Here is a 13,557-nt window from a genome sequence, read left to right on the forward strand (position 1 = left end):
TTAGCTTAGCTTCCGGCCTTCTTCGGGTCCAAATGGTCGCGCAGCCGGTCGCCGATCAGATTGACGGATAACACAAATAAAGTAATGGCAAGACCGGGGAAGGTGCAGATCCACCAGGCTACGGTCAGATACCCTCTGCCTTGAGATAATAGCGCCCCCCAATCGGGAATTTCCTTCACCATCCCGAGTCCCAGGAAGCTAAGCCCCGCTCCTGCCAAAATGGAGCTGCCAATACCCAAGGTAGCCATCACGAGCAGCGGGGACAGCGAACCGGGCAATATATGCTTGCGGAAGACGTCCAGGCGGGTCATTCCGATGGAGATGGCCGCCGTAATATAAGGGCGCCCTTTAATGCTCATGATCTGTCCCCTCATAACCCGGGCATAATTGGGGATGCCTGCCACGGCTACAGCCAGCACGATATTGAGCAGGCCCGGTCCCAACGCGGCCGCGATAGCCAGCGCCAGCAGGATGCCGGGAATCGTCATGAGAATATCGATGAAACGCATCAAAACCAGATCCCATTTTCCTCCCAGATAACCCGAGAGAGAACCGATCGCGCTTCCGGCCAAGCCTCCCACAATGACGGACATCAGGCCGATAAACAGCGAATCCCGGCTGCCGTATACGACAAGGCTGAACACATCCCGTCCGAAGTAGTCCGTACCGAACCAATGCTTGCTGCTCGGGGGCTGCAGAATGCTGTCTGTCTGCATCTCCGTGGGAGGATAAGGGGCAATCCACTGGGGCACCAGCGCGCAGGCCAGCATGAATAAAATAATCCCCCCGGCTGCCAGCACAAACAGGTTGGCTACATTGACGCGCCGGAAGGGCAGCAAGGGCTGAACTCTTTCGCTTGCGGTTCTCCAGAGCTTTTTGTCTATTGCGGTGTCTCTCATTTTCTGTGAAACCTCCTTCCGTTTAAAGCTGCGTATACCTGGCAGGGCAAGCGCCCGCCAAGAACCGCCTTCTTTACAGGGACCTGCGCAATCGCGGATCAATCATCGTGTACGAAAGATCCACCAGCAAATTCACCGTGACGTAAATGATCGCCGAGAAAAAGATGACTCCCTGCACGACCGGCAGATCCTTAGCCATAATTGCGTCAGCAAGGATGCGCCCGATTCCCTGTCTGGAGAACACGGTTTCGATGACGACCGTGCCGGCCAGCATTTCGCCGACCAGCATGCCGATCATCGTGATCGCTGGAATCAGCGCATTGCGGAGAGCATGGCGGTACATGACCGTTCTCTCCACAATGCCTTTAGCGCGCAAAGTGACGATGTAAGGTTCGTTCATCACTTCCAGCATGCTGTTCCGGACGAGGCGCACGATAAAGCCGGAACCGATAATGCCCAGGGTGATCGAGGGAAGCACAAGCGTTTTCCAGCCGTCCGAGCCCATCGCGGGAAACCAGCCCAGATGAACGGAAAAGATCAACAAGAGCAGAATACCGGACCAGAAGGTGGGCATCGAGATACCGAACAAGCCTACGAGACGGGCAAGGATATCGATCCACCCGTTGCGGTGAATGGCCGAGAGCACGCCCAGCAGGATGCCGACAATGACCGAAATGGCCATGCTTGCAGCCGTCAGCGCCAGAGTAGGGGGAAAGCTGGTTACAATTTTAGGCAGAACCGGGCTGGAATCCAGCAGCGATCTGCCAAAATCACCGCGTACCAGGTCCCCGAAATAATCGAGCAGCTGAACGTATAAGGGACGGTCGACGCCAAGCTGGTGGCGCAGTTTATTGATCATTTCCGGCGTGGCTGTGGATGGGTCCAGAATCGTATTGGTGGGATCCCCTGGCAGCAAATAAAGGATGCAAAATACGAGGCCTGCCGAGCCGAAAACCACCAGCAGCGAGCTGGCCAGCCTGCCCGCAATCATTCTGGTCATGATGCCGATACCTCCTCGTTCACATTTTTGCCCCGACTAATGTTGCAGCTTTACATCGTTGAATAGCGGGTATCCCAGCACATCGAATTTCAAATTCTGGACCGTTTTGGCGGCGGCTACGGTGTAAGGGAATACGTAGATCGGTATAATTACCGCCTGATCTTTAATGTACTGCTGCACTTTTTTGTACAATTCGGCACGTTTGGCATCATCCGTCTCTACCGCGCCCTGCTCAAGCCATTGATCCACCTGCGGGTCGGAAAGCTTAGACAACGTACTGGCTCCTGCGGCGGGCGTATGATAGAAAGCATAAAGGGCGTTCGGATCACCGTTAACCTGGCTGTTGCCGTACAAGTCATAATCCTGGTTCTGATAGATGACTGTCGCTACATCTTTCGTAATCTCCACCTGAACGTCAATGCCGATTTTCTTTAACTGCTGCTGGATCATGACCGCAATATCATTGCGTTTCTCACGGTTTGGCGAACCATCCACATAATGAAGCGTCAGCTTCTTGCCGTCCTTCTCCCGGATCCCGTCCGCACCCGGCTTCCAGCCGAGCTCATCCAGCAAAGCCGCCGCTTTGGCCTGATCAGGCTGAATCGAATTTTCCAGCGACTCGTCATAGCTGAATACGCCAGGCGTCAAAGCGGACCAGGCCTGGTTATAGGTGCCTAGATACAAGGTTTTTACGATCGCGCCCACATCAATGCCATACTGCAGCGCCTGCCTTGCCTTCAGTTCATTCCAGGGCGCATGCTCCCGGTTGATGAACAAGGTGTAGGGTAAACCAATGGTATCCGTCTCCAAAATCTGAAAATTTGGATCGTTTTTTAAGGCAAGTACATTTTGCGGAGGAACGGTTTCGGCGGCAAGCACCTGTCCGCTTTGTACGCTGCCGATGCGTGTCGCTTCTTCGGGGACAATTTTGAATGTGATTTTATCCAAATAAGGGGCTCCTTGATTGTCCACCGTTTCCGGGGCCCAATTGTATTCCGGATTACGTTCCACGGTGATCTCAGAGTTTTCCTCCCATTTCACGAACTTGAACGGTCCGGTTCCAACCGGATGCTTGCCGAACTCATCCCCGTATTTCTTGACCGCCGTTGGCGATATAATGCTTAACGGGCCCTGGCTCAGATTGCCCAGGAAAGCCCTGGATGGCTGGGACAGATTCAGCTTAATCGTATATTCGTCGATCACTTCGGAGGATTCGTAAGGGCTGATTTGGGCGGCGGCATTGCCTACCTTCACATTCGGATCGAGAATACGGTCGAAGGTGAACTTCACGGCTTCCGCATTAAACGGTGTGCCATCATGGAATTTAACGCCTTTGCGCAGCTTGAATGTATAGCTTTTGTGATCGTCGGATATGCTCCATTCCGTTGCGAGCCAAGGTTTAATCGTATTGTCCGGCAGTTTGACCACCAGATTATCAAACATGGTCCTGTATACACGTGTGGCAACGGCCAACCCGCTTTGCTGCGGGGCCAGCGTATCGGGTGAAGTCGCCAACGCATAGGTCAGCTCCCCACCTGCGGTCGTTTGGCCTGAAGCGGCCTGATCCGCTCCGGCAGCTGCATTCTCCCCGCTGCCGCCGGAGCAGGCGGACAAGAGCAATGAAACCGTCAAAATCAAAGCCGTCACATATCGATGCTGTTTGGATAATTTCATTTGTTCTGATCCCCCTGTGTTGAGAGTAGGTCAATTTGTGATTTTCTGTTTGGTGTAACGGTTCTCTGGATAGGGCAGCCCCAGATGCCCGCGCAGCGTATCCTCTTCATACTCGTTACGGTACAGCCCGCGCTGCTGAAGAAGCGGGACCACCTGATCCACGAAATCATGGAAGCCCCCCGGTACACCGGACCCGATAATAAAGCCGTCGGCCGCTTCCTCCCGGAACCATTCCTCAAGCTGATCCGCGATATGCTCCGGCGTTCCGATAAACGCCGTTCTTGGTGTCGAAGCCCGCAGAGCGACTTGACGCAAGGTCAAATGGAGCTCTTTCGCGTCTTTTTTGATTTTGTCCGTTGTGCTGCGGAAGCCGTTGGAACCGAAATCGCCCAACTCGGGAAACGGTTCATCCAGCGGATATTGAGTAAAGTCATGATAGTCGAAGAAACGGCTAAGATACGTTAGGGCGTCCTGTATGGAACCAAGCCCGGCAATCTCCTCGTATTTGCGCTCCGCTTCCTCCGCCGTCCGGCCCACAATGACGGATATCCCTGGGAAAATCAGCACCTCTTCCGGAGAACGGTCATAAGCCTGCGCTCTTGTTTTGACATCTTTATAAAAGGCTCGCGCTTCTTCCAATGTCTCCTGTCCGGTAAATACGGCATCCGCCGTTTTGGCCGCCAGATTCCGTCCCGCATCGGATGAGCCGGCCTGGAATATAATCGGACGTCCCTGCTTGGAACGGGCGATATTCAATGGGCCCTGTACGGAGAAAAATTCACCTTTATGGTTAAGCCGATGAAGTTTGGCCGGATCAAAAAACACGCCGCTCGCTTTGTCCCGGATAAACGCATCGTCCTCCCACGAATCCCACAGTCCTGTCGTAACCTCCAGATATTCCTCAGCGATCCGGTAGCGGTCGTCGTGGGCCGGATGTTTGCCTTTATTGAAATTGGCGGCAGCGCCGTCGGATGGAGAGGTGACGACATTCCAGCCGGCGCGCCCGCCGCTGATGTGGTCAAGCGAGGAAAACTGCCGTGCCACCGTAAAAGGCTCACTGTAGGAGGTGGACAATGTTCCGACAAGTCCGATACGCGAAGTCGCGGCAGCCAGTGCGGACAGCAAAGTGAGGGGTTCAAACCGGTTCAGAAAATGGGGAATGGAATTTTCGTTAATATGGAGCCCATCCGCAATAAATACAAAATCAAATTTACCGGCTTCCGCTTTGCGGGCCAGATCCACGTAAAGCGGGAAGCGAATGCTGGCATCCGCCTCCAACTCGGGATGTCTCCACAAGGACATGCTGGAACCAACGCCTTGCAGGAAGGTCCCCAATTTGAGATATCGATTTTGAGCCATGCTGTTTCTCCCCTTTCTCCAGCTAAAAAACAAATCCCGTCTAAACGACTTGGATTACTGTAATTTATATTTGCTATAATAGGCTAACAACCGGACAATGTATATTTGAAAAATTCAATACATCCATTTAAAGTTTCGATTGATTTCACAAAACAACTGGTTCAAATGCTGTTGGGTGATCAAGGGCACAATTTGCTTTTGGGCGATACCTTTTCTATCATTAAAAGTGGAATTGTATTAAAAATCCAAAATCAAGGGAGTGGATCGTACATGTCAGACCATATTCGATTGGGTAAAACGGATTTGCTTGTAAACCGGATCGGATTAGGAGCTAACGCGGTTGGCGGGCATAATATCTATCCTAATTTGAACGAAGAAACAGGCAAAGACGTCGTACGCACTGCGCTGGAGTATGGGGTCAACTTTTTGGATACAGCTTTTATCTATGGACCTGGCCGTTCCGAGGAGCTGATCGGGGAGGTGCTGAAGGAGACCGGGCGGGACAAGGCCGTGATCGCCACCAAAGGCGCGCATAAATTCGTGGACGGCCAAACCGTGATGGACAACTCGCCGGCCTTTCTGAAGCAGTCGGTGGAAGACAGCCTGAAACGGCTGGGGACGGATTATATCGACTTGTATTATATTCACTTCCCGGATGAAAACACGCCGAAGGACGAAGCGGTCGGCGCTCTGCAAAAGCTGAAGGAGGAGGGTAAAATCCGTGCCATCGGCGTATCCAACTTCTCCGTCGAGCAGCTGCGGGAAGCGAACAAGGACGGATACGTTGATGTGCTGCAGTCCGAATACAACCTGTTTGTGCGCGGAGCCGAACAGGAGCTGCTGCCTTACTGCAGCAGCAGCGGCATTTCGTTTGTACCTTATTTCCCGCTCGCTTCCGGCCTGCTTGGCGGTAAATATACACCTGAGACGAAGTTTAACGATTTCCGCGCGCACATTCCGTTATTCCAGGGAGAAGCGTTTCTCCGCAATCTGGAGAAGGTGGAGCAGGCCCGGCAGATTGCCGACCAAAAAGGCGTGGAGCTCGCGCATCTTGTGCTTGCCTGGTATTTGAAGCAGCCGGCCATCGACGTGCTCATTCCCGGGGCCAAGAAGCCGGAGCAGGTGAAGGATAATCTGAAAACACTGGACGTCAGCCTGACCGATTCGGAGACCCAAGCGATCAGCGAGATTTTCCGCGATTAACGGCGATACCGCTGCGGGACGCCTGTGCGTGCCAACAGTTTAACCCCTGTGCCATGCGGCCCAGGGGGATTTGTTTAATGCTTGCGGTTGTTGAACGACGGCTTTTTTCCATAAACAAGCCACAGCGCGAGGGACGAGATCAGCATTAACAGCACGGAATACACAAACAGCATGGCCTGCGCATTGACGGATGCGGATTCGTCGCTCGCTGCCTTGATGACAGGGCCAAGCGGCTGCATCAGGGGATGATATAACAATACGGTCAGATCATACTCTGAAAGCAAACTATTAAAGTTAAGCGTCACGACCGGCAACAATGTGGGCAGGATCACCGGCAAAATAACCTTGAGCATCGTATAGAGAGAGCTGGCTCCCATACTGCGGGCAGCCTCCTCCAATGACGTATCTACACTGGCAAAGCTCGACTTAATCATCCGCAAGGAAAAGGGAATCTTGACGATGATATAAGCAATCAGCATAATAGCGCCTGTGCCGATCAATACCTGATTGAACATCATGAACTTGGGTGAATTATAAGTGGTCATGAGTCCAAGAGCGATCAGCGTTCCGGGCAGCAGCCACGGAATCATCATTCCATACTCATAGACCATATTAATCTTATGGTTATCTTTTTGCACGATCCGGGATGCAATCAAAGCTAGAATGACCACAAGTATGGCCGCTGCCAGAGAATACCCCGTACTGATGACGAACGGCCGGAATGCTTCTGCAGAAGTGAAAATCGTCAAATAATTGCCCAGTGTCAGTTCACTGAGATTCAAAACTCCGGAACGAATCGCTTGAGAGCTGGAGAACGAATAAAGAACAACCAGTACGATAGGAACAGCATAAATGAGAAACAGTACATATGCCAGCGCATGTGCGGCGATGTTCAACACCGGATTTGTTATTTTTTGCTTCTGAATTTTGGATTTCACTTTGGAGACGGAGATATAATTTCCGTTCTTTTCAAACCTGTTCATGATGGCCAGCAAAACGACCGTCGCGATACCCAGAATAACGGCCAATAATGCCGCAACATCCTGCGAGTAGCTACTTTTGGCGAAGGTCATAATGACAGGGTTAATGGTCTGAAAATCCGGCCCGCCCAACACCAAAGGAGCAGACATGGCGTCCAGCCCTGTGATGAAAGTCAAAATCGTAACAGCAAACAACGTAGGCTTAAGCGTGGGCAGCACAACCCGCATAAAAATCTTTAATGAAGAGGCCCCCATATTTTTGGCTGCTTCTATCGTCTGATAGTCTATGCCCCGAATGGCATTCGTCAGAAAAATGATATGATTCGAGGTACAGGCAAACGTCATCACAAATAAGACAGCGCCATAGCCTGTAAACCATTCAGGGTTCATACCGGGAAAAAATTTAAGCAGCAAATTTGTGACCAGCCCGCTGTCGCCATATACAAATTTGTAGCCCGTACTAAGGACAATACCTCCATAAACCAGCGTACTCAAATATCCTAGTTTAAGAAAGGATGCCCCCTTGATATCCAGGTACTCCGTAAATAGAACGAGCAGTATTCCCACAATATTAACCGTGACGATCATGGAGATGGCGAGGATAAAGCTGTTCACAAGAGAGTGCATGGCCCGTTCGGAAGAGAACAGCTTCCGGATGATTTCTGCGGAGAAATGCCCATCATCGTAAAAAATACCTGTAATCATATTCAGGTTCGGATAAATGAGCAGGGCCACGATCACCCAAAGCAGTCCGACTCTAAGCACAAGTCCGCCAGGCCCAATGCGGAGCAGCCAATTTGCCGTGTTATTTTTCATCATCGCATTCACCTGCCTTCAAAACTGCATAATGTCACGGGAATTCAGGTACAGCCTGTGCGTTTCACCTGCTTCGAAATAGACATCGCCATCGTTTTTTTCAATACATTTAATATGGCTTCCACCGATATCCAAGGTATACTTGATATACATGCCGTGATATTCTCTGTCCACGATTTCTCCGTTTAAAGCCACGTCTGCACCAGACAACTTGTGGACACTGGCCCTTTCGAGGCGGATATAGCCTTCCCGGTTAAGGTTCAGCGAGCTGCCGGTTTGTTGATTTATTGTTTGCAAAATGTTTTGGTCCAGGCGGTTCATGTCCCCGATAAAGTCACATACAAATTCAGTGGCAGACCTGTTGTATATTTCGTAGGGTGTTCCGATTTGCTCAATTCTCCCTTTATTAAAAACAGCGATCCGGTCTGACAGGGTCAAAGCTTCTTCCTGGTCATGGGTGACATAAAGGGTAGTAATGCCTAATTCGCGCTGCAGCCTTTTCAGCTCGCTTCTTAGACCGGTGCGCATTTTGGCGTCAAGATTGGAAAGGGGCTCGTCCAGACAAAGGATGTCCGGCTCCAGCACAATGGCCCGGGCCAAGGCAACCCGCTGCTGCTGCCCTCCGGAAAGCTCTGCCACATTACGGGTAAAGTGGCTTTCATTCAAGCCGATTTTTTGGACCACTTCCTTAATCTTCTGATCCATCTCTTCACGCGATTTTTTCTGCAGCTTCAATCCAAACGCGATATTGTCATAAACATTCATGGTGGGGAACAGGGCGTAGCTTTGAAATACGATGCCTATTTTACGCTTTTCAACCGGCAGGTGGGTGATTTCCTTGTTGTTTACGAGAATGGAGCCCTGAGAAGGTGTAATAAAGCCTGCCAGTGCACGCAAGGTCGTCGTTTTTCCGCATCCGGAAGGTCCAAGAAAGGTGAAAAATTCACCTGGCCGGATATGAAGATTCAAACGGTCAATGGCCACGTAATCTCCATATTTGATTTGAATATCCTTAAATTCAATCATGACTGCACAAACTCCAGTTGGATCTTTTCCATCCACATTTCGATCTTCTCGGATGCGTTTTTCCAATCAATTTGTTGTGGATGTACTCTTTCCAGCATCGCTTTAATTTCCGGTTTGACTTGAGAAGCGGCATCCTTATTCACCGGAATCGTTCCGAATTGGTTGGACCACTTCGCTTGCACCTCCGCCGAACCAAACCAGTCCACAAATTTCTTGGCAAGCTCTGCGTTGTGACTGTTTTTGAAAATAGCTGTTTGTTCTACGGTGTAAGGTACGCCGACGTCCGGGACAACATAATCTACGTTTTTAGCGCCGGTATCGCTGTTGAATTGCAGCAGTCCGCTTCCCCAGATTTCGGCGATAGGGCGTTTTCCGCTGGCCACATTGCCGAAAAAGTCTTCCCCTTCTTCCTGAACATGTCCATTTTGAATGAATTTTTTGACCATGTCCCAGCCTTCCGCCGAAACGCCGTACTCACCCGACTCATCCAGATAACGGCTGATCAAGCCTACCAATATCGACTTCGAAGTGCCGCCGCCCAAGGACAAGATTGTATATTTATCTTTGAATGAAGGGTTGGTGGCCAGGTCCGTCCAATCTTTGGGCGCCGTCTGCCCGTTGTATTGATCTGTGTTGTAGATCATAAGCAAAGGCTGGGTCACGATGGGATAGTAATACCCTTCAGCATCACCAAGCGTTTGGTCGACACCACTGCTCCATACCGGCTCGTATTTCAGCAGCAGATCCTCACGCTTCAAGCGTTCGTATTCCATCGGATTGAGGCCGAAAACGACATCCGCCACCTGATTGTTTTTTTCGGCAATGGCTCTGTTGGCCAAATCTCCCGCGCCCAGACTTACAATAGAGATGTCAAAACCGGCTTCTTTGGCCTGTTCTTTCAACCACACGTCACGGCCGTCCCCGCCGGAATTGGTATATACAACAAGCGAGCCCTCAGACGCCGCCGCGCCAGGTGCTGCCGCATCAGATGAAGCCGTACTGCCTGTGGGTGAAGAATTCCCGCTTGCACAGCCTGCAACCAGCATTAAGGTGAAGAGTCCCGTAATCAGTCTGCCAAATGTTTTTTTCATGGTTTGCCTCCATTGGATGTATAGAATCTACAAGCTATTAATATATGATTTAAGCAGCATCGGCCAATCTGTCTGCAAAATATCAAAGCCTTTCCGGACACACCACCCCCAGTACGGATCCGGTCCGTGCAGAATGGAATGGTTATCGTCCATTTTTGCAGTAAGATCGATCCAATCGTTTAAGGTGATCGGATTGCAGCACAGGAGCAGCCCTTTGGATTTCAAATGCGTGATCAGCTGCTCATCGATGACAGGGCTGTGCAAATCCTCGAAAATCAATTCTGCCGCAACCCAGTTCAGCTTGTATTGATCGAAACATCCGGTCTGTTCAGCCCTGGTGATAATCGGCATAAACATAATGTCCGCCGCCTGCTCCTCCAAGGCTTGCAAATATTCGGGAACCGGATGGGATTTTAAAATAATTTGCTCATTCATGTTATGCCGTTTGATCAGCCTGATGGTTTCATCCCAATTCAGCCAGCCGCGGTCAAGGTTAATCAGGCAGCGCCCTTTCAGATAATCCAGAATATCATCCAGGCGGTTCACTCTTTCTTTTTTAATTTCAAAGTTGGAATTGCGAAGCCATAAGCTTTCAATCACCTTGGAGTCCAAGGTGCGGATATTCGTTGTGACCCCCAGCAGTACAGGCTCCATACCGTCATGGAACGCATAAAAAACGCCATCGGTAGACATGGATGCGTCTACTTCCACGATATCAGCGCCGTGTTTCAGCGCATTTTCAAAGGCTCCGATCGTATTCTGTACAATGTTGCCGCCAGCAGTGCCACGGTGAGCCATAATTAATACCTTATTTTGATCTGTCAGCTTTCTGAGGGTTTGTTGCGACTCGGACAAGGTCATTCCCACGTAATCTCCTCCACACCGTTGATGTTGAACAACTCAGATTATACACATCAATTTGAACGTATCAATCATTGTTTCGTAAAAATCATGTAAAAATTAAGTTAAAAACAGACGTTTGTTGCGAATGAGGTTGTTTTTTAGTCGAAAACAAATTGATACGTTAAAATTTTATTGCAAAATCCTGCTCTTTATTTTCGGGATGAAGTGTGATATCAATAGGTTATTAAAGTGAGAGTTCAAAAAGTCAGGTTTTCAGCACCGAGAAGGTTGGATGAAGCTAGGGACTGAGGAGCGGAGCGTACTTGGGGTACGTGAGCACCGGAAGTCCCGGCTGAATTCAAGATTCGATGTCGAGTCCGCTTCCTGATTGACTTCGTGATCAAAAGATGACTTTTTGAATAACCTCTTAAAGAAAACGGGGGAATTCGACTTGCCCACCATGCATGATATAGCCAGGCTCGCCGGGGTATCGCACGGAACGGTATCCAATGTCATCAATCAAAAAGGGAATGTCAGCATCGAAAAAATTCGTTTGGTTGAAGAGGCCGCCCGCCAGCTTGGTTACAATAAGAACGCCCAGGCGCAGAAGCTGCGCAAGGATTCAGTAAAGCATGTCGCCGTGATCATGCCTGACCTCATACAGGAAACCTATCATCAGTTCTACACAACATTGATTCAGCTTCTGGAAGAGAGAAACTATGATTCAAGTCTTCATTTATCGAAAAACGTGCCGGAAAAAGAGCAGGAATGCATTCAGCAGGCGATGTCCAACCGTCCGGAGCTGATCGTTGCGTTCAGCTGCCTGTCGGCACCGCAAGAGGCCTACAAGGTCAATACAAATGTGCTGTTTATGAATCATCCTTTTGTCGATCCCCAGCCCAATCAGGCTGTGGTGTCCTTTGATTATGCGGCGATCGCGTCTTTATTTGCGGAGAAGCTGCTGTCGAGGGGATATAAGTCAGCAGCCTATTTTGCGGAATCTGAGAATACACCTGCAGAGCAAGCTTTTTTTACGGCATTACAAAGTCTCCTGGAAACGCAGGGTGTCGCTTTATCCAACTTCAGCTACGATTCCCGTCTTTCCGGCAGCGGAGCCATTGAAATCGCAAGTCATGAGCCGGCTTTTGATGTCATCATTACCAGTGATACCGAGCGTGCCGTAAAACTGAAGCGAATGTTTGAAATGATGTCCAGACAGCTGCCGCCGGTCATTACGTTTGCTCCAAGCGAAGTGATTCCTTCATTGGATATCCCGCGCTTTGAGCTTGATTACCGGAAAATGGCCCGCTGTGTCATGGGTGTTTTAACCGGAGAGGGGATGGGGGAGAGCCGACTGTTGCCAGCTAATGGCTTCAGAAATGTGGATTACCCTGTACCTGACCTGTCTATCGAAAAAGAGATCACGCTTGCGACCATTGTGAGCCCGACCAGCGACATTTTATCGGTGTTGGCTCCGCTTTTTTACAAGGCTACTGGTATCAAGCTGAAAATCGTGGCCCTGCCGCATGAAGAACTGTATGGCATGCTGTCATCGGCGCATACCGTCCCATTTGATTTAATAAGAATGGACATGGTATGGCTATCACGCCTTGAAAAGGAGTTATGTATTCCGCTTGGACCGCGGATGCATGAATTGTCCGGGGCGATCCGTTCGTTTCTGCCGGAAATCCGTCATGTGTACTGTCCGTCAACTGCTGAACTGTATACGCTGCCGTTTGATCCCAGCATTCAAATGCTGTTTTACAGAAAAGATTTATTTGAAAATACGACGATCCGCAGAATGTTTTATGAAATGACCCATGATCAATTGGCGGTGCCAAGCAGCTTTGCGGAATATAACAAAATCGCGGCGTTTTTTACACAAAGGCTGAATCCGAACTCACCTACCAAATTCGGCACAACGATGACCTATGGATCGGCCAGTGTGGCGGCATGTGATTTTTTGCCCCGGGTCAAGGAAAAAGCAGAGGAGGTTTACCCTGCAGCTGGAAACATGAATCTGCTGTCATTCAGTGAACCGCTGCAGGAGTATCTTGAGACGAAAACATACTCGGACCCGCAGATCAGTTACTGGTGGGGAGACTCGCTTGAAGCTTTTGCCCATGGAAAATCCGCAATGACGATTGTGTTCATCAATCACGCTTCGCGGATTATCAATAATCGGTTTTCAGGTGTGCTTAACCGTGTAGGTACAGCTCCAACACCGGGGGAGACGCCATTGCTTGGCGGGGGATGCATCGGGATCTCGAAGCAAAGCAAACATGTGGATTGGTGCATGGAGTTTCTTAACTGGATTTACAGCTCCGAAATTGCCAATTTAATTACACTGTTGGGAGGGCTGTCGCCCTGCGCTTCGGTTTATGAAAACGAGGAGATTTTGGAGTTGTACCCTTGGCTGCGGGGGATCGAGCGGCATTTTAAGACAGGCTGGCGCAGAAAACCGCTTGGCTCATCCCCGGATATGAACGAAAACCAGTTCGAAAGAATCCTGGGCATGGCCGTACGCAACGCCGCACTAGGCATTATGTCTATTCCGGATGCGTTAAGAGCCGCGCAGCAGCAGTATGAAAGGGAATTAAGCAAATGAGGATGAGTTGAGCAACTTTAAAGGGAGAAAAAACCGGACTGGCAAGGGGGGAAAGCCT

The 13,557-nt window shown here is 50.1% G+C and carries 10 protein-coding genes; 2 read left to right on the forward strand and 8 right to left on the reverse strand.

Annotation, left to right across the window (positions count from 1 at the left end):
• Positions 1–5: 5 nt before the first annotated feature.
• The 4 genes from ACI1P2_RS02480 to ACI1P2_RS02495 form a co-directional block, all read right to left on the reverse strand.
• The gene (locus ACI1P2_RS02480; protein WP_355316520.1) at positions 6–899 is read right to left on the reverse strand and encodes an ABC transporter permease; all 894 of its coding nucleotides are present in this window, start codon (positions 897–899) and stop codon (positions 6–8) included.
• Positions 900–972: 73 nt separating this feature from the next.
• Entirely contained in the window at positions 973–1,899 is a 927-nt protein-coding gene (locus ACI1P2_RS02485; protein ID WP_355316522.1) for an ABC transporter permease, read from the reverse strand.
• Between the two features lie 36 nt (positions 1,900–1,935).
• A complete protein-coding gene (locus ACI1P2_RS02490) occupies positions 1,936–3,573 on the reverse strand; it encodes an ABC transporter substrate-binding protein (protein ID WP_355316523.1) in 1,638 nt (545 codons plus the stop codon).
• Positions 3,574–3,603: 30 nt separating this feature from the next.
• A complete protein-coding gene (locus ACI1P2_RS02495; RefSeq protein ID WP_355316525.1) occupies positions 3,604–4,932 on the reverse strand; it encodes an LLM class flavin-dependent oxidoreductase in 1,329 nt (442 codons plus the stop codon).
• A gap of 270 nt (positions 4,933–5,202) precedes the next feature.
• On the opposite strand from ACI1P2_RS02495, the gene ACI1P2_RS02500 reads away from it, so the two are divergent.
• Entirely contained in the window at positions 5,203–6,135 is a 933-nt protein-coding gene (locus ACI1P2_RS02500; RefSeq protein WP_355316527.1) for an aldo/keto reductase, read from the forward strand.
• Between the two features lie 74 nt (positions 6,136–6,209).
• Here the strand turns inward: ACI1P2_RS02500 and ACI1P2_RS02505 are convergent, their stop codons facing one another.
• Genes ACI1P2_RS02505 through ACI1P2_RS02520 form a run of 4 tightly spaced genes read right to left on the reverse strand, consistent with a single transcriptional unit; the run spans position 6,210 to position 10,846 of the window.
• A complete protein-coding gene (locus ACI1P2_RS02505; protein ID WP_355316529.1) occupies positions 6,210–7,934 on the reverse strand; it encodes an ABC transporter permease in 1,725 nt (574 codons plus the stop codon).
• A 15-nt stretch (positions 7,935–7,949) separates the two neighbouring features.
• Positions 7,950–8,957: an ABC transporter ATP-binding protein gene (locus tag ACI1P2_RS02510; protein ID WP_355316531.1), complete on the reverse strand. Its 1,008-nt coding sequence runs from the start codon at positions 8,955–8,957 to the stop codon at positions 7,950–7,952.
• Positions 8,954–10,048: an extracellular solute-binding protein gene (locus ACI1P2_RS02515; protein WP_355316533.1), complete on the reverse strand. Its 1,095-nt coding sequence runs from the start codon at positions 10,046–10,048 to the stop codon at positions 8,954–8,956. Before ACI1P2_RS02515 ends, ACI1P2_RS02510 begins: the two co-directional genes overlap by 4 nt.
• A 27-nt stretch (positions 10,049–10,075) precedes the next feature.
• Entirely contained in the window at positions 10,076–10,846 is a 771-nt protein-coding gene (locus ACI1P2_RS02520; protein ID WP_355316535.1) for a glycerophosphodiester phosphodiesterase family protein, read from the reverse strand.
• A 460-nt stretch (positions 10,847–11,306) separates the two neighbouring features.
• Here ACI1P2_RS02520 and ACI1P2_RS02525 point away from each other — a divergent pair, with 460 nt between their 5' ends.
• Positions 11,307–13,499, forward strand: coding sequence for an extracellular solute-binding protein (locus tag ACI1P2_RS02525; RefSeq protein ID WP_408976114.1), 2,193 nt, complete (start codon positions 11,307–11,309; stop codon positions 13,497–13,499).
• Positions 13,500–13,557: the final 58 nt, after the last annotated feature.

It is taken from the genome of Paenibacillus jiangxiensis, from assembly GCF_046098255.1.
In the GTDB taxonomy this organism is placed as follows: domain Bacteria; phylum Bacillota; class Bacilli; order Paenibacillales; family Paenibacillaceae; genus Paenibacillus; species Paenibacillus jiagnxiensis.